This window comes from Halopelagius longus (assembly GCF_900100875.1).
GTDB classification, from domain to species: domain Archaea; phylum Halobacteriota; class Halobacteria; order Halobacteriales; family Haloferacaceae; genus Halopelagius; species Halopelagius longus.
This window is the reverse complement of the sequence record NZ_FNKQ01000001.1, coordinates 397,381-421,459: the sequence shown is the minus strand read 5'-3', so window position 1 is coordinate 421,459 and position 24,079 is coordinate 397,381. Positions and strand designations below refer to the sequence as shown.

Here is a 24,079-nt window from a genome sequence, read left to right as displayed (position 1 = left end):
CACAGTACTCTCGTTCGGCGGAACGGTAACGTCATCGCGCGTGCGTAATCCGCCGCGATTGCGTTTCCCACGTTATTGTATCCTGTGTGACTGTTGTGCGAACTTATATCACGGTGCCTCCGTCAGGTACGCCAATGAGAGGTGTCTCGGCTCGGAAGGGGGGAGGAGCGGTCGCCGGGGTCGGTGTCCTGCTCAGCCTATTCCACCTGGAGAAAGTCCTCGCCATTCCGTCGACGCCACCGGAGTTGGCGATAGAGCTGTTTCCGCTCGTTCTCTCGGTTTCGATGACCGTCGTCGGCGCGGCGATGGCGCGGGGGCGATTCGCCGGGCGGCAGTTCGTGGAGCGGATGCTGGCGTGGATGGGCGTCGGCGCCGTCGCGCTGTCGATACTCGGCGGGTGGACGGTGGCGGGCGCCGTCCTCAGGGGGTTTCCGCTGCCGTGGGCGTTCGTACCGATTCTCAACGCCGCGACGGCCGGTGCGCTCATCGGGTTGCTCGTCGGCGTCTACGACGCCCGGAGTCAGGAACACCAGCAGTCGCTGGAGGAGGCCAACCGCATCAACGACACGCTCCGCATCGCGACGCAGGAACTCGTGGGGAACTCCGAGCGAGGTGCGCTCGAACAGGCCGTCTGCGACCGGCTGACGGAGTCGGATCCGTACGACGCGGCGTGGGTCGGCCGGTACGAGGAGGGCGACAGCCACGTTCGACCCGCGGCGTGGGCGGGGTTCGAAGACGCGTACTTCGATTCGCTCGAAATCACGGTAAACGACGACCCGTCGGGACAGGGCGCGGGCGGCCGCGCCATCAAGACCGGGGAGATACAGTGCATCCCCGACGTGTTCGCCGACCCGACGATGGAACCGTGGTGGGAGCAGTTCGAGGCGCGAGGCGTCGAGTCGTTGGCCGTCGTCCCGATAAGCGACGACGACTCCGTGTACGGGTTCGTCAGCATCTACGCTGACCGGCAGAACGTGTTCGACGAACGGGAGCGAGAGGTGCTGTCCGAACTCGGCGAGACCATCGGTCACGCCGTCGCCTCGATAGAGACGCACGAACGACTCGCGGAACGAGAGCGGGAGTTGGAGCGGCAGAACGAGCGGTTAGAGGAGTTCGCGGGCGTCGTCTCACACGACCTCCGCAACCCCCTAAACGTCGCGGAGGGGTTCCTCGAACTCGCGCGAGAGGAGGGCGACGAGCAACACTTCGCGCGCGTCGAGGACGCGTTGGGACGGATGGACGAACTCATCGAGGACCTGTTGACGCTCGCTCGTCAGGGGGCGGCTGTAGACGCGTTCGACGACGTCCCCCTCGCGGACGTCGTCGAGGCGGCGTGGGAGACGGCGGGTTCCTCGGCGGCGACGCTCCGAATCGCGGACGAACTCGGGACCGTCGCGTGCGACCAGAGCAGACTGCGGGAGCTACTCGAAAACCTGTTCGGGAACAGCGTGGAACACGGTTCCACGAGTAGTCGGCCGGGGGCCGACGACAGCGTGGAACACGCCGGCCCCGAGGTGACCGTCACGGTCAGACGGACGGACGCGGGGTTCGCCGTCGAGGACGACGGACCCGGTATCCCGGCGGACGAACGAGAGACGGTGTTCGAGGCGGGCCACTCGACGAACGCCGAGGGCACCGGGTTCGGACTCAACATCGTCCGGAGCGTCGCCGAAGCCCACGGCTGGTCGGTGTCGCTCGGCGAGAGCCCCGACGGCGGCGTCCGGTTCGAGTTCTCCGGCGTCGAAACCGTCGAATCGGAGCCGGTCGCCCGCTGAACGCCCGCGGCGACGGCCCACTCGACGCGCGGCCGCGCGTCGAAAACCCGAGTCGGGCGTCTACCACGTTTCCGTCGTCGTCCCCCGGCGCACGGCGTTCACCGCCGCGCCGAGAAGCATCACGATGCTGGCGAAGTAGAGCCACGTGACGAACAGGAGGACAGCGCCGATGACGCCGTAGGCGGCGTAGCGCCCCGCGTTGGCCGCGTAGATTCGGAAGCCGACCTGAAGGAGCACCCAGCCGACGGCGGCGACGACCGTTCCCGGCAGCACCTCCCGAACCGACACGTCCACCGGCGGGAGCACGTAGTATATCGGCAGGAACGCGAGCGTGAGGACGATAATTAAAACGAGCGTTCCGAGCACGTTCGCGAACGGAATCTGCAGGCTCAGTATCGAGAGCACGATGCCGACGGCGACGACGAGAGCGACGGCCAGCGCGATTCCGACGATGACGACCAGCGCGTCGATCACCTGCTCGACTATCGAGACGTCTATTTCGTTCGCGTACACCTCGTCGAACGCTTGGTCGAGGCCGCGAAAGAGTTTCAGCGCGCTCCACAGCAACGTGACGAACCCGACCACTGACGCGGCCCCTCGTCCGGCGGTGCTGGTCAGCGTCTGGGTCACGACTTGCGCCCCGGCGGACGATATCTGCTGACTGAGCATGCCGACGATGCGGTCGGCCAGCGCCTGCCCCCCGAAGAACGACGCCAGCGCCACGGCGAGCAACATCAGCGGGATTATCGACACGAACGCGTAGTAGGCGATGCCCGCCGCGAGGTAAGTGAGGTTGCGGTCCTTCGCGAGGCCGGCGACGGAGCGGACGGTGGACATACGAAAGTGCACGGACGCTCCGTTGAACCCGGTTGTGGCCGTCGGGCGTCGTTGCGGGGGGGACCGCGCCGCGTCCGGCGTGATGGGGGCCGAGAGATACAAGCGCCCGAGCGGTGTACTCGGTCAAACCGTCGTCACCGAGCGATGCCGGCGGGGCGGTGGTCGCCGTATCCGACTCACGATGACTACGTCAAACTACGAACTTCGAGAGCGCATCGAGGCCGTATCGAACGCGTCCGGCGGCGGCGACGACCTGCTCACGGTCGCGATTCCGCCGGAGGAGTCGCTCGGCGAGACGCTCGAACGGGTCGAGGAGGAGTACGCCGAGGCCGAGTACATCCACGCCGACGAGTCGTCGACGGCCCGCAGAGCGGTGCTCGAACGGACCAAACAGATCCTCCACGAGTACGGCGAGACGCCGGATGGCGGACTCGTCGTCTACGTCGGCGTCACCGGCGACGAGGAGGACCTCAGCGAGTACGTCTTCGACGACTTACCGAACCCGATTCGGGAGGAGCGCTACGAGTGGTCGAACGAGTTCGACGCCGAGGCGCTAGCGGCCGCCGCGGGCGACTCCTCGACGTACGGCCTCCTCGTGGTCGAACGCGGCGGCGCGGCGTTGGGCCGGTTCGACGGCGACCGGGTCGAGGCGGTCGAGACGATAGACAGCGACGTGATGGGGAAGACGAAGGCGGGCGGGCAGTCGGCCGACCGGTTCGAACGCGACAGAGCGCGTCAGAAAGAGGAGTTCTTCGACGACGTGGCGGCCGAGGCGGAGCGAGCGTTCCTCGAAGACGGGGCGGGCGAGGACGGAGCCCCGACGGTGGACGGACTTCTCGTCGGCGGGACGACGGTCACCGTCGAGGAGTTCGAAGACGGCGACCACTTAGACCACAGACTCCGCGACGCGGTGGTCGGCGGGACGTTCTCCGTCGAGTACGCCACCGAGCAGGGACTGACGCAACTCGCCGAGAAGGGGCGAGACGCGATGGACGACGCGGAGGGAGAGGAGGTCCGCGAGGCCCTCGAACGCTTCCGCGACGGCCTCCGAGACGACGGCGACGACGAAGTCGCCTACGGCGAGGAGGAAGTCGAGCGAGCCTTGGAGTTCGACGCGGTGGAGACGCTCTTGGTCTCCGGCGCGCGGCCGGTCGAGGACCTGCGCGAGTACGAGGAGCGAGTGACCGAGGCGGGCGGCGAGTTCGTCGCCGTTCCCCCGGACACCGAGGACGGCGCGCGATTCGCGGAGGCGTTCGGCGTGGCCGCGGTGCTCCGCTTCCCCGTCGAGTGACCGCGCGATGCCTCCGACCGTCGCGGGCGCTATCGACTCGCCGCGCTTCGACGCCGCGAGAGAAGAGAGCGCGAAGCGAACCGCGCCGCCGGAGGGGTGTGAGGCCTCACTCGGCGAGGCCGTCGGTCTCGAACAGCGTGTCGAACTCGTCCGGCAGTTGCGACCGCGCGTCCTGCAGTTCGTCTTCGAGGCCGGCGTCCGCGAGCGTCGCGAACACCGCGCGGGCGTGCGTCCGCGCCTCTTCGCCGCCTACGTCCCCGCGTTCGCGCCGGGCGACGCTCCGGACGAACCCCTCGGTGGAGAACTCCTGCGGCGTCGCGTCGCTCCGGTCGGTGACCGTCTGTTCGTACTCGTCCGGGAGTCTCTCGGCGACGTCCTCGGCCTCCCCTTCGGAGATGTGTTCGCCGAGCGTCTGAAGCGTCGCCAGCGCGGCGTGTTCCGCTTCGTCGTGCGATTCGAGTCGGGCCCGTCGAGCGACTCCGTCGAGTAGTTCCTCTCGTTGCATACTCTCAGGGCGCCGTGGGGCGCCACCTCCGAGAGACGGTTGCGCGGCGCTTCAGTCTACTGGCGATACGGGGGCGACGGGGGCGCAGTCGGCCGTTCGCCGCCGTCCGACCGGGCACAGCACTTAGGGACGGACGGACCCAACTTCGAGCGTATGGAGGCACCCCGACAGTTGCGTTCCGCGGCGAACGAACGAGAGGATATCACCATCGCCCACCGAGACTACGAGGGCGAGAGCGTCGTCGCCATCGACTTCGGACCCGGCGTCGAGGCGACGGTGGACATCGTCGGCGAGACGGCCATCGTCGTCGCGGGCGAGAACCAGTTCGAGTTCGACGTGCCGCCGGAGGCGACCGAGATAACCACGAACGACGGCATCCTCCTCATCAAAGAGTAACACCGGGCGCCGATTCGGTGCCGCGAACGTCTCCGTTCTGACCGCAGTCGTCGGTCACCCCGACGTGTCCGGCGTCTCTACTTCCGGTGACTCTCCCAACCACTCTTCGACGACGGGCGTCGCGGTGATGCCGCCGAGGACGACCGACAGCAAGACGGCCAGTCCCGACACCGCCCAGAGCACGTTCGCGTCCCGAAAGGCCGCCTCGTTGAGGGCGTACGCGAGGTAGTAGAACGTCCCGATGCCCCGCAGGCCGTAGAAGGAGATGACGAGTCGTTCGGCCCAACTTCGGTCGAACCCGAGGAGCGCGACGATTCCGGACACCGGCCGGACGACGAGGACGATGAGCACCGACGCGACGACGAGTTCCCACGTGAGGGGCGCGAACAGTCCGCTGGCTATCAGCCCGCCGAAGAGAATCATTATCGCCGCCATCGTCAGTTGCTCGGCCTGTTCGGCGACGTCGTGAAGCGGGTCGTAGTAGGCGTGTCGGTACTCGTAGTTGCGGATGGTGACCGCGGCGACGAAGACGCCGATGAAGCCGTACCCGCCGATAAACTCGATGAAGCCGTACACGAGGAGTGTCGCGCCCAGGGCTTCCACGCCCAACAGCGACCGGGCCATGGGGGCTTCCGGCGAAATCTCCTCGACGAAGACGAGTTTCGCCATCACCCATCCGAGTCCGGCCCCGACGGCGAGTCCGACCGCGATTCTGAAGAGCACGTCCACGAGGAACCACTCGCCGACCCAGTTGCCGGGCGAGACGCCCATCAGCGCCATGGCGATGGCGAGGTACGTAAAGGGGAAGGCGAACCCGTCGTTGAGTCCCGCCTCCGACGTGAGGGCGAAGCGAGCCTCGTCTTCGCCCCCGTCGGCGTCGTCCAGCATCTCGTCTTCGTCGCTCCCCTCCGGCCCTTCGACCTGCACTTCGCTCGCTAGCACGGGGTCGGTCGGCGCGATGACCGCGCCTAACAGCATCGCGGACGGAATCGTCAGTCCGACGACCCACCACCCGACCAACGCCGCCAGACCGATGGTCACCGGCATCGTGATTCCGATGAGTCGCCACGTCGACTCCCACCCCCTCAGGCCGGGGGGCCGGTCGAGTTTCAGGCCCGCGACCATCAGGGCGATAATCACGCCGAACTCGGTGATTCGCTCGGTGAACTCCCCCTGCAGAACCGGGTCGAGAGAGGGGAGTCCGAGCGGTAACGAGAATATCGCGAACCCGAAAGCCACCCAGATGAGAGGCCGAGACAGCGGGAGTTGTTGGACGTATCGCGGCAGCAGACCGGTCCCTAAGACCGCGACTCCGAGGAGTATCAAAACGAGGTCGTAGAACTCCAGTGCCATGTCCCCACGTTCTGCGAGGAGACGGAAGACGCTGTGGAAATGACAACTTTACTGATAAGCAACGTCGGGATTCCGAAACTATAACGGGCGTACGCAGACGGGATGGCCTCTCGTCGATCGGTCGGTCCGAATCCCGCGAGGACGTGTCAGATATCGTTTGTTACGAGCCGTCCTGAACGAGGGGCTTTACCTCGGCCGTCCGTACGGGCGGGGCACGTTCGATGAACCGACGCACGTTCCTCGGTAACGGCCTCGCTGTCGGAAGCCTCGTCGCCCTCGCCGGGTGCACCGAGCAGACGCTCAAAGCGGGAAAGTCGCAGGTGAAGTCGCTTGACGAACTCTACCGCTACGAGGAGGTTTCGCTTCCGGTGCGACAGCGGTTCGAACTCGTCGAGGAGGGCGTCCACCGCGCGGAGGGCGCGGAGATAGCGACGCCGGACGACTTCGAGGCGTTTCTGGACGAGCACGGATTCGCCGTCGAGGGCGTCTCGGAGGAGACGAAAGCGGGGAAGCCGATTCTCTCGCTCGAATACGCCGTCGACGACGAGACGGGACGGGGCCGGGCGCTCGAAGTCGGTACCGTCGCCGGGGCGTACGCGGCGTTACTCGAAGCCGAGTTCGACGGCGAGAAACTCGACGCGACGCTACTCGACCCGGAGGGAGCGGAGTTCGGCGAGTTCACGGTCCGGACGGACGCGGCGGAGCGGTACAACGAGGGCGAGATATCCGCCGCGACGTACGGGAAAGAGGCGATGAAGGAGCTACAATCGACGTAGCGCGTCACCGCCTCGACGGTCACCGGTCGGTCGCCGTCCGGTCGGCGTAGCGCGGATACCGGGCGCGGTACCCCTTTCGTCGGCCGACGGGGGCCAACACCGACGCGAGCGCGTTCACGGCGGGGCCGGGGACGACCGGCGGTCGTATCTCCTCGCGGTACTCGTCGGCGAGAACCGCCGACTGTAGCGGGCTCGGAATCCCCCGCCGGTCGGTTTTCCCGTCCTGCGCGAGTCCGAACATCGTCTCGAAGAACGCCTCGATCTTCAGTCCGGGGCGCAGTTCCACTACCGCGTGCATCTCCCTGTCGCCGGCGTTCCACACCGTGTGCTCCGTCTCGGGGAGCACGGAGAACTGCGTGCCGGGCGTGGCCGTCCACTCGTCGCCGTCGATTCGAACGCCGAGTTCGCCGCTTCGGACGTCGATTCGTTCCTCCTGCCGGGGGTGAACGTGGTCGAACTTCCCGACGGCGAACCCGCCGGGTTCGAGGTAGTAGTCGAACTCGACCGCTCGCCCGCCGGAGTCTTCGGCCGTCGTTCGGAATGCGATTCGCTCTCCGGTCGCGGGGTTTTCGATGACGTCGCCCGTAGAAACCATCTCGTCGTCCTCCGTCCGTCCGTTCGGACCGAAGCGGCGTAGGTGTTCGTTCGCCGCCTGCGACGGGTTCGACGCGCCGCCTCCGCGTTACTCCCCGCGGGCGTCCCCCGAAGGGTCGGACTCCGTTCCCTCGGCGGCGACCGTGTACTCGGCTATCCACGGCGGTTCCTCGCGGTCTTTCGACCACTGGAACAGGTGCCGCTTCTCGTTGGCGTAGTAGTAGCGGTAGGCGTCAACGTAGTCCGGCGCGGTCCACTCGCCGGTGACCTGCGGCGGGTCGGTCGCCGCCTCGGTCGGCCACGCCAACTCGCGCACCGTCTCGGGGTCGAGCGTTTCGACCGTCGCCCAACAGCCGTGTCGGTCCTCCGGCGCGTGGTCCCAGCGGTACCGCCACTCGCCGTGGGCCGCCTCCGTGTAGGCCCGGAGTCGCCGCCAGTTGTCGTACGACTCCGCGGCCCACTGCGTGAGCGGGTGGTTCCGGTGAGTGAAGTACAGGTCCTCGCCCTCGACCCCGTTCAACTGCGCCGCGGTCGTCAGCACCATCGAGCACTCGAAGACGCTGCTCGTGACGTGCTTGTCGACGAGCCACTCGACCGCCGTCTGCAGGTCGCGGTCGAGCCAGAACGCGTTGACCATCACCGACAGTCGGGGGCCGCGGCAGTTATGCTCTCGGGCGGGTACGCCCCTCGTCGGCCTCGGACGGCGAACTCTTGGTCGTCGCCGGCGTACCGCCGCGTCACGGATGTCACTCGCAGTCGTCGTAGACGACAGGGAACCCGCCGCCGTGGCGGAGGCGGTTCGCGCGCACCCGGACGTGGAATCCGTCGAGTCCCGCCGCCTCGACGCCGGCGACGTGGTGATGGGGAACGTCGGCGTCGAGCGGAAGACTCTCTCGGACTACGTGAGCACGCTCATCGGTCGGCGCGCGCCCGACCTCCGCGACCAAGTTCGGAGACTGAGCGAGGCGTACGAACACTCGTACGTCCTCTTGGAGGCCGAGTTACCCGCGGACGGCGACGAGGGGGTGCCCGCGGCGGCCGTCCGGGGGTCGGCGGCGTCTCTGACCGCCCGACTCGGGACGCCCGTCATCCCGTGTTCGGACCGCGACCGCCTCGTCGATATGGCCGTCCGACTCGGCCGGAAGCACGTCGAAGAGCCCTCGAGCCCGGCGCTTCCGAACGGGTCGGTGACGGCGCTGGACGCGCCGACCGCAAAGCGGATGTACGGCTGTATCGACGGCGTCGGAACCGACACGGCGGGCCGCCTGTACGACGCGTACCCGAGCGTCGAAGAGATCGTCGCGGCGTCGCCGGAGGAACTGATGGCCGTCGACGGCATCGGGCCGAAACGGGCCGACGCCATCCACTCGGCGTTCAGAGGCGGCGAGTGACGGCGTCCGGCCGCCGACTCAGAACAGGTCCGAGCGGAGGCGGACTTCGGTGTTCTGCACCGTCGTGAACGCCGACTCCTCGATGGTGTAGGTGTCGTCGTCCTCGTCCCACCCGAGCGTCTCCTTCAGTCCCTCGTCCACGTTGTCCCACTCGGGGTCGACGTACGCCGTCCCGCCTCGAACGTCCGTCACCACGCCGATGCGCTCGGTTCCGCTCACGACTGTCTTGCCGCGGTCGTCGTCCGAGAGTTCGGCCGTCATATCGGCTTCGGGTACGCCCGCGACCACCAAAACGTCGCTGCCGGGTCGCTCAAGTGGGTTCGGTGCGTTCCCCGGGGTCGCGCGACGGCCGCCTCACGCGGTTCGCGCGCCGTCGCCGAGTCGCGCGTCGAACAGTTCTCGGACGACGGCCTCCGGCGCGACCATGCAGACGCCGGCGTTCCGCAGTTCGGGGTTCGTCAGGAAGTGCGCCGTCTCCCCCGACGGGAGGATGGTCACCGCCTCCTCGGCGGAATCGTCCGACTCGAAGAGGAAGGTGGGCACCTCCACCCGTTCGCCCGGGTGAATCTCGCCCGACCCGGCGAGCAACACGCCGTCGTCGTCCTCGAACAGCGACCTGTCGTTCGAGATGTACGCGGCGGGGACGTCGGGGTCCGCCGCCCAGTGGACGGATTCGTCGGCGCTGAGCAGTTCCATCTCGTACACCGCATCCGGGAGGACGACGCGCCTCTCCTCCGTTTCGATGCCGTGTCTTCCGAGCCAAAACAGCGCGTCCTCCGCGCCGCCGGTCACGTCGAGCATACGTCGGGTCTACACCCCGGAACGGAAAAAGCGCTGAGGCGGACGTGTAACGCTCCGAGAGAGTCTCTCTCCGTAACGTCCCGACGGCTGAAAGCAGCAAACGACTCACCGCGTCACCAGACATATGACCGAATCCGACGAACTGACGGACGCATGACCATTCCGAGCCGAACGCTTCCGAACGGCGACGAGATGCCGCAGGTCGGAGCCGGCACGTGGGACATCGGCGGCGAGACGGTCAAAGAGTCCGTCCGGGCGGCCCTCGACGCCGGGTACACCCACGTCGACACGGCGGAGGGATACAAAAACGAGGCCGAAATCGGCGACGTTCTCGCGGAGTACGACCGCGAGGAACTGTTTCTGACCTCGAAGGTCCTCCCGTCGAACCTCCACTACGAGTCGGTGCTCGAGTCCTGCGAGGCCAGCCTCGACCGCTTGGGGACGGACTACCTCGACCTGTATCTGATACACTGGCCGAACCCGACCATCTCGCTGCGCGAGACGATGCAGGCGCTCGAACGCCTCCACGAGGAGGGGAAGGTACGGAACGTCGGCGTGAGCAACTTCAGCAAGTACCAACTGATGTTCGCGCTGAAGGTGGCCGACGTGCCCATCGCCGTCAATCAGGTGGAGTTCCACCCGTGGCTCTATCAGGAGGACCTTCTCCAGTACTGCGAGGACAACGACGTGGTGCTCACCGCCGCCGCGCCGTTGGCCCGCACGGAAGTGCTCGAAGACCCCGTGGTTCGGGACGTCGCCGAGGAGTACGACCGGACGCCCGCGCAGGTGGTCCTGCGCTGGCAGGTTCAGAAGGGCGTCGTCACGATTCCGAAGTCCTCGACGCCCGAGCACATCCGCTCGAACTTCGAGGTGAGCGACTGGGAACTCGACGCCGACGACGTGGCTCGAATCGACGACATCGACACCGAAAAGCGCGTCTACATGATCGACGTGGACGACGAAACGTACGGAATCCCGCGCTGAAGGGGGAGTCGGTCGGACCACCGGGTCCGACCGCGAGTCAGTTCAGAGGTACGAGTCGTCGTACGCCTCTCTCGACCGGGAGGCGTGGCTGTTTCCGCACTCGCTGCACTCCATGCGCTCCATGTCGTCCACGATGACGTCCAGCGACCCGCAGTTGGCGCAGTAGTAGCCGTACCGCTCGCTCATCTCCTCGCCGGTGTACGTCACGAAGAACGGGGCGTCGGTGCCGGACTCCTCGTCCTCGTCGTCGGTGCCGATGTACACCGTCTCCCCGTCGTCGGTCGTCGCGCTTCTGACGCCGTCCTCCGTTTCGGTGTCGGGGAACTCGAGTTCGTCCGTGTCCGCGTTCGCGGCGTCCGTACCCGCGGCGTCCGTCTCGTCGGATGCGGCCGACGGTTCCGTGTAGACGTACTCGACGAGCGATTCGTCGCCGAGTTCGACCGTTCGCTCCTCCGTCCGGACGTAGTCGAACTTCTCGAAGAACTGTTCGCCCTCCGTGTTCTTCTCCAGCGTCGCCGCCCGGACGTACTCTACGTCCTGGTCCCGGAGGGACTCTATCGCCGACTCGAACAGCTCCGTGCCGACGCCCGCGCCCTGATGTTCGGGGTCCACGAGGAGCCACCGAATCTCGCCGACGCCGTCGCGGACGACGCCGATGACGATACCGGCGACGGCCGTCTCGACGCCGTCTATCTCGTTCTCCGCGACGAACACCACGGCGTTGTCGCTGTCGATCACCTTCGAGAGGTGGTCGTCGTCGAACTGATCGTCGATTATCGACTCGATCTGCTGGGGACTCAGCCGGTAAGACATCGTCATCGAACTTTCGACCATCTCCCGGATTCGGTCCGTCTCGTCCGAGGTGGGTTCGCGGAGTTCCATACCCCTCAGTTCTACCACAATCGGGATAAGCGCGGGGGCGTCTTTCCCCGAAGTAAGACGTTCTGTCGATCTAACTAGAACCCGCCGAATCTGGCAGAACGCGTATGTGTGGCCTGTCTGTAGACGGAGGCATGCTCGAACGGATTCGGCGTGCGCGAGACCGCGTCCGGAGGGAGGGAGTCGGGTCGTTCGCCTACGAGGCGGTCAGGTCGTCGCTCCCGTTCCGGGACCGGTTCCGGTTGGACCTCCTCGTGTTCGAGTGGACGAAGGGGCGGAAAGTCCCACTGGAACCGCGGAGCCGCCTCCGCATGCTCCGGCACGGGTTTCTCTCCTCCTCGTACTACCTCTACGGCTTCGACGAACGGCGGAACTACGACGACTACGTCTCGGAGTACGAGAAGATGGCCTACACCGCCCACATCAACGGGCGGACGCGGACGTACCTCGACGACAAGTTCCAGTTCTATTCGGCGATGCGGAGTCGAGGGTTCGGCGACAGACTCCCGGAGTTGTTCGGGGCGATAGACGGCGGGCGGGCGGACGTCGAAGACGTGGGCGCGGACCGGGTTCTCGAACTCCTCGACGGCGGCGAGAGACTCGTCCTCAAGAGTGCGACGGGCGCGGGCGGAAGCGGCGTCTACATCTGTCGCGCCGCGGACGACGGCGAGGGCTACGTCGTCAACGGCGACGCCGCCTCCGCCTCGGAGGTGCGGTCCGTCGTGTCGTCGGTGGAGAGGTACCTCGTCACGGAGTACAACGAACAGGCCGACTACGCGGCGGCGGTGTACCCCGACTCGCCGAACACGGTTCGGGTGATGACGATGCACCCCGGAGACGACGACGCGTTCGTCGCCGCCGTCGTCCACCGGTTCGGCACGGCGGCGTCCGGCGGCGTCGACAACTGGTCGCGGGGCGGTATCGCCTGCGAGGTAGACGAGGCGACGGGCGAACTGCGCCGGGCGACCCGGTACCCCTTCGACGGGGAACTGCGCTGGTTCGAGGCGCACCCCGACACCGACGCGACAATCGAGGGTCGGTCGGTGCCCGGATGGGAGCGCGTGAGGGAGGGCGTCCTCGAACTCGCCGAGGCGTTCCCCGACATGCCCTACGTCGGGTGGGACCTGTTGGTGACCGAACCGGGCGAGTTCGTCGTCTTGGAGGGGAACAACCAGTCGGACGTGGACTTGGTACAGGCGAACCGGCCCCTCCTCACCGACGACCGGGTGTGCGATTTCTACGAGGAGTTCGTCGCCGCCGACGAGTGGCCGCCCGGCGGTTCCTGACGCCGGAGCCGGTCGTTTCGGCTAGATGTCGGCAAGAGCTATCTTCCGTCCGTAGACGGTACACCCGAAGGGATGAGCACGAGCGACGAGGGAGAGCCGTCGGGGGCATCACTTTCCTACAGCAACATCCTCGAACGGGAGATGGAGAACGCCCTGAAGGAACTCGACAGGCCGACGAAGGGGCTGTTTCTCTCGGGTCTCGCGGCGGGGATGAACCTCAGTTTCGGCGCGCTGTTCATGGGGATGGTGCTGACGTACTCGCTTTCTTTCCCCTCGACGCTCGTCAAGCAGTTCCTGCTGGCGGCGGCGTCGTCGGTGGCGTTCCTGTTCGTCGTCCTCGGGCAGACGGAACTGTACACCGCGCACACGACGCTCGCGGTGTTGCCGGTGTTGGACGGACGGACGTCGATGCGCGAACTCGGACGCCTCTGGAGCGTCGTCTACATCGCCAACCTCGTCGGATGCGCGGTGTTCGCCGGCCTCATCGCCGTCCTCGGCCCGGAGATGGGCATCGTCGCGCCGGCCGCCTTCGAGAGTCTCGCGAACGCCCTGTTGGCCCACCCGTGGTGGGTCATCCTCCTGTCCGGCGTCGTCGCCGGATGGTTGATGGGCACCGTCACGTGGTTGGTCGCCGCCAGTCGGGACACCATCGGCCGCGTCGCCGTCACCCTCATCGTCACCGCCGCCATCGGGTTCGGCCCGTTCCACCACGCCATCCTCGGGACGACCGAAGTCCTCGGCGCGATGTTCCTCGGGACGGGCGTCACCCTCGGGCAGTTCGGCCACTTCATCCTCTGGACGACGGTCGGAAACACCCTCGGGGGCGGCGTGTTCGTCGCGGGCCTCAACTACGGGCACGCCGCCCTCGCGGGCGAGGAGAAGGACGTCGAGATAGACCCCGGCGCGGAGACGGGCGACGACTGACGGATTCGGACGCGCCGACACCTTGCGAGTGACTGCCGTGTGACTTTGCGTCCGCCGATAAGAGGGAGAGACGGCCATGACCAGCGGACGTCTCATATCGTCACTGCCGAATCGTACGGGGCCGGAGAGACGACGCTCCGACGGGGGACCGCCCCGCGTCGGCGGCGTCGGACCCGCGAGCGGGTGCGGCCGATGAGCGACCGGCCGCGCTACGAAGTCGTCGTCGTGGGCGGCGGGCCCGCGGGGTTGACGACTGCGCTGTACGCCACGCGACTCGGCCACCGAACCGCGGCGTTCGACGAACAGGGCGGCAGGCACACCGCGGTCCGAGACGTGCACAACGTCTACGGCGTCTCCGAGGACGTCTCGGGCAAGCAACTCTCGGAACTGGCCGTTCGACAGCTCGAAGAGTACGGCGGCGACTTCCACCCCGACGCGGTCGAGCGAATCGAACGGGACGACGACGGCCGGTTCCGGGTGGAGGCGTCCCACGCGACGGTCACGGCGGAACGCGTCGTCCTCGCGACGGGGTTCTCGGACGAGGAACCGGGCGTGCCCGAACTGCGGCGCTTCACGGGGCGCGGACTGCACTACTGTCTCCACTGCGACGCGTACGTCCTCGGGGACGGCCCCGTCTTCGTTCTCGGCCACGGCGACCACGCGGCGGAGGTGGCGATGCTGATGCTCAACTTCACCGCCGACGTGGAGTTGCTGTTGAACGGCGCGGACCCCGAGTGGAGCGACGAGACGGAGGAACGCCTCCGCGCGCACCCCGTCGAACGAATCGATACGGACGTGGTCTCGGCGTTCCCGGCGGACGAGGACGAAGACGACCCGTGGTTGGGCGGACTGCGGTTCGCCGACAGGTCGGACCGCGAGTACCTCGGCGGGTTCGCCGTCTACGGCAAGGAGTACAACACCTCCCTGGCCGACTCTCTCGGCTGCGAACTCGCCGACGACGGGGCGGTTGCGGTGGACGAGAACTTCGAGACGAGCGTCGAGGGCGTCTACGCCGTCGGCGACGTGACGCACGGACAGAACCAGACGTCGATAGCCGTCGGCGACGGCGCGCGGGCGGGTATCGCCCTCCACAAGGACCTGCGGACGTACCCCCTCTCGCGCGAGGAACTCGACTCGGCGGACGACCGCCCGGTTCCGGGCGCGGCGGGCGACGTGCGCGCGCGGATGCGCCGCGTCCGCGGACTCGACGAACACGCCGGCCTTCGATGGCCCGCGCCCGAGGAGGGCCGCGTCGAACGCGAGTAACGAGCCTCACTCGCGCCGTCGCCGCCGCAGGAGGCGCCGAACCGCGCCGTTCGAGGCGATTCTGAGGCCGACCCTCGACGCCGCCTCGCGGAGACGCCCGCGGACGACGGCGGCGGCGTACGTTCCGAACGCCGCGAGTGCGCCCACTCGGTAGGTAGGGTCCGGCCGGTCGGCGGTGGCGGCGGCGACGATAGTCTCGGCGACGCGTTCGGGGCGGTTGATTCCGGGGCCGCCCTCGCGGACGACGCCGATAGATTCGAGTGCGCGGTAGAGGTCGGCGTACGCCGGGGTGTGTTCGACCGACTCGACTTCTTCGAGTGCGCGGTAGAGGTCGGCGTACGCCGGGGTGTGTTCGACCGACTCGACTTCTTCGAGTGCGCGGTCGTAGAACGGCGTCGCCACCAGCCCCGGTTGGACGCAGACGACGTTCACGCCGGTGTCGGCCGTCTCTTGGCGGAGTGCGTCGCTGACGGACTCTAACGCGAACTTCGAACCGGTGTAGATTCCCAGCCCCGGCACCGTCAGGCCGCCGAACCCCGCCGTGACGTTGATAATCGTCCCGCGGCCGCGTTCGCGCATCCGAGGGAGGACGGCGCGCATCAGTCGAATCGGACCGTACGTGTTGACGTCGAACTGCCGCCTCACCTTCTCCATCGGCACGTCCTCCACCGCGCCGAACTGGCCGTACCCCGCGTTGTTGACGAGGCACTCGAGGCCGCCCTCCTCCTCGAAGACGCGGCCGACGGCCGTTTCGACCGACGCCTCGTCGGTCACGTCGAGTTCGACGACCCGACAGTCCCGGTCTTCGAGCGTCCGAACCGCGTCCGCGTCCGTATCGCGTGCGGCGGCGTACACCGTCCACCCCGCCTCGCGGAACCGAAGCGCAGTCGCGCGGCCGATACCCGACGAACAACCGGTGACGAGAACAGTCTCTCCCATGCGGCGAGATGTGCCGCCGGGCAGTTAGGCGTAATTCAGGCGAGGTGGTACGCCCGTCCGCGGGGACGGCGGAACGGGAGGCGGCGGACCGAACTGCGCCGAGGGAGGACGCGAGGAGCGACCGGGGCCCAAACGCACTTCCTCGCGGGAGAACAACGACGTATGTTATGAGTCTGACAGCATTCTTCCGAAAAGACCAGTCAGAGCCGGTGAGAGAAGAGTCGAGCGCGGTGAGCGAGGAGCCGAGTGCGGTGATCGAAGAGGCGAGCACGGTGATAGACGCCGTGCGGTCGGCGACGTCCGGAGGGTCAGCGTCGTCCGGAGAGGCGATGCCGTCCGATTCGTCCCTCTTCCGCAAGGCCGCCATGGTGGGCGGCGGCATGCTCGCGTTGGCGTACTTGGCCACCCGGGAGGCCGGGTCGGGCCCAGAGGTCCCGTCAGCCGACGAGATGAGCGAGACGGTCGAAACGGTCACAGAGACGCCCGGGAAGGCGATGTCCGCCGTCGGGTCCGACGAATCGACGGAGGAAGGAGAGACGACCGAGGGCGAAGCCGAAGCGGAGGAAGAAGAGGAGATAGAGGTCGAGACGGAGATAGAGCTAGAGGTCGGCGAAGGCGTCGAGGTGGAGGTCGAAGCCGAGACGGAACTGGAGCGTGAGGGAGACGAACTCGAAGTCGAGTCGGAAGTCGAGGTGGAGGCCGAACGGACGGACGACGACGAAGAGGCCGAAGAGGCCGAAGAAGCCGAAGGCGAAGACGAGACGGAAGCGACCGACGGCGAAGAGGCAGACGAGGGAGACGAGACGATGGCGACCGACGGCGTGGGCACAGTCGACGAGGACGCCGACCTCCCCGGCGAGGAACGAAGCGTCGAAGAGATAGACGAACTGGCCGAGGGAGACGTCGAATCGGAGTCGCCGGAACCGGGCGAGATGAACGTCGACGAGGACGTGGTCGACGACGCCATCGAGGACGGTACCGAGGAAGACGGCGCGGCGAGCGAAGCCGAAGAAGAGGAGTAACGCGCGCGTCGGTCGAACAGGACGGTACGTCGCCGCGATCCTATTTTCAGTCGTCGCTCACACGCCCCACGGGAACGTCTCCGGCGGTGTCTCTCGGTGGGGTTCGAGGTGGAGGGGATGCAGCGCCGACGTCTCCTCGACGTGGACGAACGAGTCGTAGCGTTCGGGGAGCGCCGTCGGCACGTAGTTGCCGAGTTCCCGGTCGGGGTGGTAGACGACGCCGATGGCGCGTTGCCCCCGCGACGTTTCGAGGGGCGAGGCGTCGAACTCGTCGAACAGGAGGTACGAGTCGTTCACGTCGGCGCGTTCGAACACGTCGCCGTAGGAGGTGTCTCTCGCCTCCGGCACCGACATCCGTTCCATCGGCGCGTCCCACGCCCGCCCGGCGATGACCGACCCGCGGTGGGTGCCGAAGCCGACGAGGTGGACGTTTCCGGGGCCGTATCGTTCGCGGGCGAGTTGGCCGATGTTGACCGCGCCGCGGTCCGCCATGTCCGTCGCGCGGGCGTCGCCGACGTGGGTGTTGTGCGCCCAGACGACCGCCGTCCCGTCGGTGTCGTCGCGGTTCAGCAGTCTGTCGAGCGTCTCGGTCATGTGCTCGTCGCGGACGTTCCACGACGAGGAGTTCCCGCGCGCCATCGAGCGGTAGTACTCCTCTGCGTTCTTCGCGACCAAGGCGTTCTGCTCGGCGGCGAAGGCGGAGTCGTCGTCGTCGCCGTCGTACGACGGTGCGTTCCGACGCAGGTCGGCCAGCACCTCGATCACCTCGTCCTCGCAGTCGCCGGGGACGAGTCGGGTCGAACGGCCGTACTCGCGCGCGTCCTCGCCGTACGGTTCGAAACACTGGTAGGCGTCCTTGGCCCGTTCGGCCGCCTCGGGGTCCACGTCTTCGAGGTAGTCGAGCACCGCCTCCATCGACTCCGAGAGGCTGTACACGTCGAGGCCGTAGAAGCCGACCATCTCCGAGGACGCGCGGCCCTCGTTGTACTCCCGAAGCCACCGCAGGAACTCCGTCACCTCCCAGTTGGCCCACATCCACGTCGGCCAGCGGTCGAACTCGTCTAACACCGCCATCGTATCGTCGGGGACGTCCGACCGGTGTCGAACGTGGCGGTTCACGTCGTAACAGTCCGTCCAGTCGCCCTCGACGCCGACGAACGCGACGTTCGACTCCCGAATCAGGCGGGCCGTCAGGCGGGCGCGCCAGCGGTAGAACTCGCTGGTCCCGTGGGACGCCTCGCCGATCATGACGACCGACGCGTCCGACGCCGCCTCGACGAGTCGGTCGAGGTCGCTCGGGTCCGAGAGGCCGCGGGCGTTCCGCCGCACGGACTCGACGGCGGCGTCCATCCCCTCGGTGCGTCGTTCGCCGCGGCCGAGACTCATCGGTGCGTCACCTCCGGCCGTTCCGTCGGAGTCGCGTTCATACGAGACAGTACCGCGCTCCCCGGCAAGTGAACTCCGCGCGCATACGCAAGGGCGGCAGGACCCGGTGCGCCGGCGGGGTAGCCCGGCGCACCGGGTCGACGGTGAGCCACCGCGGCCGAGTCGAAGGTGGATATGAGTCTATTGGCCCACTTCTCAAGCGGGTGGGGGACGAAGTGCGAGTAGCATGGATATTGACGGAGTTGTCTCGACGGAGTACGTCGAACAGGACGCGAAGACCCCGGCGTCGAAACTCCGCGGAGCGTTCGACACGAACGAGGACCGCGTCATCATCGTCACGAACGGCGGGTCGTTCGCGGGCGTCGTCTCGCAGAAACAGCTACTGTCGTCGCACCACCCGCCGGACGAGACGGCGATGAACGTGGCCATCGACCCGCCGCAGGTGTCCCGACACGAGGACGTCCGCGAGGTGGCCCGCCTGATGGTCGAGAACGAACTGAAGATACTCCCCGTCTTCGACGAGGGAGACCAGTTCGTCGGCGTCGTGAAGGCGATGGACATCGTCGAGGAGGTTCAGGAGAACCTCAACACCCTCGACGTCGAGGACGTCTACACCCGGGACCTCATCTCGGTGGAACGGGACACGACGGTCGGGCAGGTCATCAACCACCTCATCGAGAACAAGATTTCGCGCGTGCCCGTCGTCGAGGACGGCAGCGCCGAGGGGATGGTGAGCATCGCGGACCTCGTGGACTTCACCGTCCGACAGGTGGAGAAACAGGAAGGCGGAGACGCCGGCGGCTTCGACGGACACGGCGGCGAAGGTTCGACCACCGACTTTCGGGCGTCCAGCGGCGGATACGGCGAACGCGCGGGATTCGAGGCCCGGCTTCTCGATTTGCCCACCCGCGACGTCATGACGCCGACGACGTACACGACGACTCCGCAGGAGTCGCTCGGCGACGCCATCGGCGAGATGCTGGAGAAGGAGTGCTCGTCTCTCGTCGTCGTCGGCGAGGGGACGGACGAAGTCGTCGGTATCGTGACGGTGACTGACGCCTTAGACGCCCTCACGAACACAGACGAGGAGCGCATCCCCGTCCAAATCGCCAACGCGAAACTGCTCGACACCCTCTCGCGGGACGAGGTGGCGAAGCGAATCGAGCGGATAGACGGAAAGCGCACCGAGATGAACATCCTCGAATCGAAGGTCGTCTTCCACGAACACGAGGAACGCCTCCGCGGGATGCCCCTCGTCGAGGCGACGGTCAGACTGTTCACCGACAAGGGGCGGTTCTTCGGGACGGGCGAGGAGTACGGCGCGGAAGCGGCGTTCAACACGGCCAGCGAGATAGTCGAGGAGAACGTCCTCGAAGACAAGGGCCGGGACATGACCGAGCGAAACGACCGACCGACGGCGGAGAAACAAGAGCAGGTAGAGAGCATCGTCGATTGGTGGCTCGAAGGGGAAGAAGAAGGGGAAGGAGAGGCGTAGGGTCGGTCAGACCGCCGTGCGCGTCGCCTCCGGCGCTCGAATCGCGTCCGACGCCGCACCGGCCGTCGCAGTCGCGTCCGCGTCCGACTCGTTCGCCGTCGTTTCGTTCGATTCGCTCGCCTCGCCGACGACGTAGCGCTGTCCGACCATCGGGTCCAGCAGGCTATCGACGGGCGCCCTGTCGTCGCGGAGCACCGGCACGTCGTCGGTCCGCGCGTCGTCGCGGTACGACGTTATCTCCTCCGAGAGGTCGATGCCGATATCGCGGCGTTCGTTCCGCGCCGCGAGTTCCGCCTGCGAGATGTGCGTCCCGTTCTTCGTCGCCGCGACTTCGATGTTCTGGACGACGGGGCCCCCCTGCGTCGGGAAACTGTACACCTGCGGGAACACCCGCGACATCGTCTTGTACTGCGCGCGGTAGAACTTCGAGGCGGGGCCACTCGGCGCGGAGATGACGTTGGCGAGGAGGACGCCGTCTTCGTCGAGTCTGTCGTTCGCCAGTCGCATGAACTCCACCGTCGTCAGTTGGAACGGCACCTTGTCCTTCTTGTAGGCGTCGAGGACGATGAGGTCGTACGTCCGGTTCGTCTCTTGGAGGAACTGGCGGCCGCCCGTCGTGTGGATGTTGAGGTTCTCCGACTCCTCCACCGCGAAGTACTCCTTGGCCACGCGGACGACTTCCGGGTCGATTTCGGCCACGTCCACGGTGACGTTGTACTCCGCGGCGAAGCGCTTCGGCCCGGTGAACCCGCCGCCGCCGATGAACAACACTCGGTCGACGTCGTCGGTCATGAGCAAGGGCATGTGAAAGTACGGCGTGTAGTCGAAGACGTGGGCGTTCGGGTCGTCCAAATCCATCGCGCTGTGGGGCTGGCCGTCGAGGTAGAGCGTCCGGGTGTCGCCCCTATCGACCACCTCCAGTTCCTGATACGGCGTCTGCGTCTGGTAGACGACGTTCCCCGTCGCGGAGAGGCCGACGCCGCCGGACGCGGCGGCGACGACGAGGACGAGGGCGACGGCCAGACTCCGGCCCGCACGCTCCCGACCTATCGAGGGGCGGGCGACGTAGACGGCGGTCGCAATCGAGAGGAGGCCGAAGACGAGGCCGATGTGGGCGACGCTCAGAGCGGGGATGAGAAAGTACGTCGTCGCGAACGCGCCGACGATGCTGCCGACGGTGCCGACGGCGTAGACGTGGCCGGACGCCTCGCCGGTCCCCTCCTTCTCCGACAGTTCCGCGGCGTACGGGCTGACGAACCCCAGCAGGTACGTCGGCGGGCCGAACAGGAGCGTGACCGCCGGGAGCGAAGCGAACCGACTCGGAAGGGGGAAGGCGACGGCCGACCGCAGCATCACGTCGCCGAAGAAGATGACCCCCGCCACGTAGAGGGCGGTTGCGAGAAACACCTTCACCATCCGGTCGTTCGACGCCCGCGACGCCGCGTGCCGACCCCCGTGGTGGTAGCCGAGACTGAGTGCGGTGAGGAACACTCCGATGATGCTCCCCCACGTGTAGATGCTGCTACCGAACTGGGGGGCTATCATCCGTCCGGCGAGAATCTCCAACCCCATGCTCGCCACGCCGGAGGAGAACACGGCTACCTCCGGTTTCGACAGTCGGAGAGCGGACGCGGAGAGCGTCGACGCCATGGTCGGTGTACGGACGAGGACCAATTAAGTGTTAAACGGAGATGTGCCGCGGAGAGATAGTGCGAAATCCGATACGTACGCCGAATAGTTAGTGGTTATATATGTATCTATTTCTAAGTAGTATTCGAATGCAGAAATTGTCTCGTGGGAGAAATATGGATTCCCCTCCCCCATTTAGCGCCAAATACGCCCTTATTTCGCGGATTAAACTACTGAACGAGTGGTCGAGATAAAGAGAGATACAGTATATTACCGGTGTATTATTAGACACATTATAAAAATAATTATAGTGACAGGGAGGACACATTTGACGTATGGTAGACTTCAGCAGACGGCAGCTGATGGCGACGTCCGTCGCCGCTTCGGTCGGCGCGAGCGTGGCCGGCGGCGTGGTGAGCGGTGAGGAAGAGGACACCGACACGGACAACGCCCCCAGCGTAGACGGAGAGATAAAGCGGTTCGCCTCGACGGCACTCGGCGCGGAGGTCACCGGACCGTTCGTCCTTCCGGGCGGAACGCTCCTTTTCAGCCTGCAGCATCCGAGTCGGGAGAACCCCGAACCGTTCAACAGCGGCGGCATCGGTTACGTACAGGGGTATCAGTTCGAAGACGGGAGCGACTTCGAGGAGTTGGACGTTCCCAACACGAACGAGGAGAAGGGACGCGTCCGCGTCGGCGAGGGAGAGTACACGCTCCTCGCCCGCGAGAACGACAACCTCGGGAACGGGGAGGACCTCGGCATGCCGACGACGCCCGACGGACTCGAAGTCGACGAGTTCGCGGGCTCCCGGTACACCGACCTCGGGTACAACCCCGACATGAACCAGTTCATCCCGACGAACGACGAGGGGACCGAGGGTCTGCTGTTCACCAACTTCGAGTCGAGTCCGGGTAACGTCACACGGATGCCCATCAGTCGGGACGACGACGGCACGTGGAGCGCCGACTTGGAGAACACCATCAACCTCTCGAACACGGAGGAACTCCGGAGTCTCGGCGGCACGCGCATCAACTGCTACGGCGACGTGAGCCCGTGGGACACGCCGCTTTCGGCCGAAGAGGAGTACGCCCACACGCGCACCTCCCTGACCTCCACCGTCAGCGACATCGTCGAGGACGGCACGGGCGTCGGCCACCGCGGCGGCGCGCAGTTCTGGAACCGACCGAACCCGAGCGAGATTCAGAGCGCCATCGACGAGTACTACGGCGACGACTCGTGGTCGGTGCAGGGGTTCTGGGCCCTCGGCGGCCTCGAACTGCTGGCGTACTACCTCGGTGCCGACCGGGTGGACCAAGCGGGCGGGTACACGGAGAACACGACGACGCCCATCGCCGACAACTACCCGAACCCCTACCGGACCGGCTACATCGTGGACTTCCGCGAACCCGACGCCGAGACGCCGAAGCCCGTGAAGTACCACGTCTTCGGACGGGCGGCGTGGGAGTGTCCGGACGTCCAGAGCGACGAGAAGACGGTGTATCTCAGCTCCGACGGGTCGAACAAGGGCTTCTACAAGTTCGTCGCGGACGAACCCATCCCGAGCTACGACGACCCGATGGACGTGAAAGGGACCCTGTACGCCGCGAAGGTGACCAACAAGGAGGCGGCGGCGAAGAAGCCGCCCGCCGAGGCCGAACTCGAACTCGAGTGGCTCGCGATGAGCAGAGCGAGCAACGCGGAAGTCGCGGAGTGGATAGCCGAGTACGACGACGTCTCGCAGGTCGATTACCTCGAAACCCACGCCGACACCGACTGGCAGGAGGACCTCGAGGCGGCCCTCGAAGAGGCCGACAAGGAAGTCGCCGAGAACGGAAATCAGAACTACATCACCGACGAGGAGATCAAAGAGTGGGGCGAACTGTGGAGCGAGGACCCCGAGTCCACCGTCGCCGACAGGGGGCGGGATGACCTCCGGAAGGTGCCGTTCCTCGAAACCCGCGCCGCCGCCAAGGAGATCGGCGCGACCGTCGAGTTCCGCAAGAGCGAGGGCATCGACAGCATCGAGGACGCCGAACCGGGCGACTACGTCTACGTCGGCATCTCCGAGGTCAACGACGGGATGAGCGACGACGCGGGCGACCTCCGGACCGAACGCGTGGACGGCGGACTCGTCTACCGCGGGAAACTCGAAGACGACTACAACATCTCGACGCTCGAACCGGTCATCGTCGGCCCCGACGCCACCGACCCCGCGGACGTGGCGGACGACGCACTCGTCAACGTGGACAACATCTACGTGATGGACGACGGGCGGGTCCTCTGCTGTGAGGACGCCGACCAGTTCGGTCGCTCCTACAAGAACGACTGCATGTACGTCTACACCCCGCCGGAACTGAAGGACGACGGCGGAGACGACGAGAGCGAGGAGACGACCGAGAACGGCGGCCACGGAAACGGGAACGGGAACGGCAACGGCAACAACGGCAACGGCAACAACGGCAACGGCAACAACGGCAACTGAAACGGCTTCGACGGAACCGAAACCGCCGACGGCGACGGGGCGGATCCGCCCCGGAGCGAACCGGTAG

At 66.6% G+C, this 24,079-nt stretch carries 23 protein-coding genes; 12 read left to right on the top strand and 11 right to left on the bottom strand.

Features of this window, described 5'->3' with window-relative positions:
* Positions 1 to 134 precede the first annotated feature (134 nt).
* Complete coding sequence (locus BLS11_RS02140) at positions 135 to 1,775, top strand: ATP-binding protein (RefSeq protein WP_092532226.1); 1,641 nt, start codon at positions 135 to 137, stop codon at positions 1,773 to 1,775.
* Between the two features lie 60 nt (positions 1,776 to 1,835).
* Here BLS11_RS02140 and BLS11_RS02135 read toward each other — a convergent pair whose 3' ends face one another.
* A complete protein-coding gene (locus BLS11_RS02135; protein WP_092532224.1) occupies positions 1,836 to 2,612 on the bottom strand; it encodes a YihY/virulence factor BrkB family protein in 777 nt (258 codons plus the stop codon).
* Between the two features lie 181 nt (positions 2,613 to 2,793).
* On the opposite strand from BLS11_RS02135, the gene BLS11_RS02130 reads away from it, so the two are divergent.
* Entirely contained in the window at positions 2,794 to 3,903 is a 1,110-nt protein-coding gene (locus BLS11_RS02130) for a Vms1/Ankzf1 family peptidyl-tRNA hydrolase (RefSeq protein WP_092532221.1), read from the top strand.
* Positions 3,904 to 4,009: 106 nt separating this feature from the next.
* Here BLS11_RS02130 and BLS11_RS02125 read toward each other — a convergent pair whose 3' ends face one another.
* On the bottom strand, positions 4,010 to 4,408 hold the full coding sequence (locus BLS11_RS02125; protein WP_092532218.1) for a DUF2267 domain-containing protein: 399 nt from the start codon (positions 4,406 to 4,408) through the stop codon (positions 4,010 to 4,012).
* Positions 4,409 to 4,561: 153 nt separating this feature from the next.
* On the opposite strand from BLS11_RS02125, the gene BLS11_RS02120 reads away from it, so the two are divergent.
* Positions 4,562 to 4,804: a DUF7127 family protein gene (locus tag BLS11_RS02120; protein WP_092532215.1), complete on the top strand. Its 243-nt coding sequence runs from the start codon at positions 4,562 to 4,564 to the stop codon at positions 4,802 to 4,804.
* A 54-nt stretch (positions 4,805 to 4,858) separates the two neighbouring features.
* Here the strand turns inward: BLS11_RS02120 and BLS11_RS02115 are convergent, their stop codons facing one another.
* Positions 4,859 to 6,157 carry a cation:proton antiporter gene (locus BLS11_RS02115; protein WP_092532212.1) on the bottom strand — a complete coding sequence of 433 codons (1,299 nt, stop codon included), beginning with the start codon at positions 6,155 to 6,157 and terminating at the stop codon, positions 4,859 to 4,861.
* Between the two features lie 221 nt (positions 6,158 to 6,378).
* On the opposite strand from BLS11_RS02115, the gene BLS11_RS02110 reads away from it, so the two are divergent.
* Positions 6,379 to 6,933: a DUF8159 domain-containing protein gene (locus tag BLS11_RS02110; protein ID WP_092532209.1), complete on the top strand. Its 555-nt coding sequence runs from the start codon at positions 6,379 to 6,381 to the stop codon at positions 6,931 to 6,933.
* A gap of 19 nt (positions 6,934 to 6,952) precedes the next feature.
* On the opposite strand, the gene BLS11_RS02105 is transcribed toward BLS11_RS02110, so the two are convergent.
* Together BLS11_RS02105 and BLS11_RS02100 are read right to left on the bottom strand one after the other, a co-directional pair.
* The gene (locus tag BLS11_RS02105) at positions 6,953 to 7,528 is read right to left on the bottom strand and encodes a cupin domain-containing protein (RefSeq protein WP_092532206.1); all 576 of its coding nucleotides are present in this window, start codon (positions 7,526 to 7,528) and stop codon (positions 6,953 to 6,955) included.
* Between the two features lie 87 nt (positions 7,529 to 7,615).
* Positions 7,616 to 8,164: a hypothetical protein gene (locus BLS11_RS02100; RefSeq protein ID WP_092532203.1), complete on the bottom strand. Its 549-nt coding sequence runs from the start codon at positions 8,162 to 8,164 to the stop codon at positions 7,616 to 7,618.
* Positions 8,165 to 8,270: 106 nt separating this feature from the next.
* On the opposite strand from BLS11_RS02100, the gene BLS11_RS02095 reads away from it, so the two are divergent.
* Positions 8,271 to 8,918, top strand: a complete 648-nt coding sequence (locus BLS11_RS02095; RefSeq protein WP_092532200.1) for an ERCC4 domain-containing protein — start codon at positions 8,271 to 8,273, stop codon at positions 8,916 to 8,918.
* 18 nt (positions 8,919 to 8,936) lie between these two features.
* Here BLS11_RS02095 and BLS11_RS02090 read toward each other — a convergent pair whose 3' ends face one another.
* Together BLS11_RS02090 and BLS11_RS02085 are read right to left on the bottom strand one after the other, a co-directional pair.
* A complete protein-coding gene (locus tag BLS11_RS02090) occupies positions 8,937 to 9,179 on the bottom strand; it encodes a PRC-barrel domain containing protein (protein WP_175454355.1) in 243 nt (80 codons plus the stop codon).
* A gap of 93 nt (positions 9,180 to 9,272) precedes the next feature.
* The gene (locus BLS11_RS02085; RefSeq protein WP_092532197.1) at positions 9,273 to 9,719 is read right to left on the bottom strand and encodes a hypothetical protein; all 447 of its coding nucleotides are present in this window, start codon (positions 9,717 to 9,719) and stop codon (positions 9,273 to 9,275) included.
* Positions 9,720 to 9,872: 153 nt separating this feature from the next.
* On the opposite strand from BLS11_RS02085, the gene BLS11_RS02080 reads away from it, so the two are divergent.
* The gene (locus BLS11_RS02080) at positions 9,873 to 10,703 is read left to right on the top strand and encodes an aldo/keto reductase (RefSeq protein WP_092532194.1); all 831 of its coding nucleotides are present in this window, start codon (positions 9,873 to 9,875) and stop codon (positions 10,701 to 10,703) included.
* 42 nt (positions 10,704 to 10,745) lie between these two features.
* On the opposite strand, the gene BLS11_RS02075 is transcribed toward BLS11_RS02080, so the two are convergent.
* A complete protein-coding gene (locus BLS11_RS02075; protein ID WP_092532191.1) occupies positions 10,746 to 11,585 on the bottom strand; it encodes a GNAT family N-acetyltransferase in 840 nt (279 codons plus the stop codon).
* 131 nt (positions 11,586 to 11,716) lie between these two features.
* On the opposite strand from BLS11_RS02075, the gene BLS11_RS02070 reads away from it, so the two are divergent.
* The 3 genes from BLS11_RS02070 to BLS11_RS02060 all read left to right on the top strand — a co-directional run bounded on the left by BLS11_RS02070 (position 11,717) and on the right by BLS11_RS02060 (position 15,058).
* The gene (locus BLS11_RS02070; protein ID WP_175454354.1) at positions 11,717 to 12,868 is read left to right on the top strand and encodes a sugar-transfer associated ATP-grasp domain-containing protein; all 1,152 of its coding nucleotides are present in this window, start codon (positions 11,717 to 11,719) and stop codon (positions 12,866 to 12,868) included.
* A 72-nt stretch (positions 12,869 to 12,940) separates the two neighbouring features.
* Entirely contained in the window at positions 12,941 to 13,792 is an 852-nt protein-coding gene (locus BLS11_RS02065) for a formate/nitrite transporter family protein (RefSeq protein ID WP_092532186.1), read from the top strand.
* A gap of 192 nt (positions 13,793 to 13,984) precedes the next feature.
* A complete protein-coding gene (locus BLS11_RS02060) occupies positions 13,985 to 15,058 on the top strand; it encodes an NAD(P)/FAD-dependent oxidoreductase (protein ID WP_092532183.1) in 1,074 nt (357 codons plus the stop codon).
* Between the two features lie 6 nt (positions 15,059 to 15,064).
* Here BLS11_RS02060 and BLS11_RS02055 read toward each other — a convergent pair whose 3' ends face one another.
* Positions 15,065 to 15,997, bottom strand: coding sequence for an SDR family oxidoreductase (locus BLS11_RS02055; protein WP_092532180.1), 933 nt, complete (start codon positions 15,995 to 15,997; stop codon positions 15,065 to 15,067).
* 167 nt (positions 15,998 to 16,164) lie between these two features.
* On the opposite strand from BLS11_RS02055, the gene BLS11_RS02050 reads away from it, so the two are divergent.
* Positions 16,165 to 17,019, top strand: coding sequence for a hypothetical protein (locus BLS11_RS02050; RefSeq protein WP_139172750.1), 855 nt, complete (start codon positions 16,165 to 16,167; stop codon positions 17,017 to 17,019).
* Positions 17,020 to 17,076: 57 nt separating this feature from the next.
* Here the strand turns inward: BLS11_RS02050 and BLS11_RS02045 are convergent, their stop codons facing one another.
* Positions 17,077 to 18,405 carry an erythromycin esterase family protein gene (locus BLS11_RS02045; RefSeq protein WP_092532174.1) on the bottom strand — a complete coding sequence of 443 codons (1,329 nt, stop codon included), beginning with the start codon at positions 18,403 to 18,405 and terminating at the stop codon, positions 17,077 to 17,079.
* Between the two features lie 226 nt (positions 18,406 to 18,631).
* Here BLS11_RS02045 and BLS11_RS02040 point away from each other — a divergent pair, with 226 nt between their 5' ends.
* A complete protein-coding gene (locus BLS11_RS02040; protein ID WP_092532171.1) occupies positions 18,632 to 19,900 on the top strand; it encodes a CBS domain-containing protein in 1,269 nt (422 codons plus the stop codon).
* Between the two features lie 6 nt (positions 19,901 to 19,906).
* Here BLS11_RS02040 and BLS11_RS02035 read toward each other — a convergent pair whose 3' ends face one another.
* A complete protein-coding gene (locus BLS11_RS02035) occupies positions 19,907 to 21,550 on the bottom strand; it encodes a spermidine synthase (protein WP_092532168.1) in 1,644 nt (547 codons plus the stop codon).
* 314 nt (positions 21,551 to 21,864) lie between these two features.
* Between BLS11_RS02035 and BLS11_RS02030 the strand changes: the two genes are divergently transcribed.
* Positions 21,865 to 24,012 (top strand): alkaline phosphatase PhoX, encoded by a 2,148-nt coding sequence (locus BLS11_RS02030; RefSeq protein WP_092532165.1) that lies wholly within the window; start codon positions 21,865 to 21,867, stop codon positions 24,010 to 24,012.
* Positions 24,013 to 24,079 lie beyond the last annotated feature (67 nt).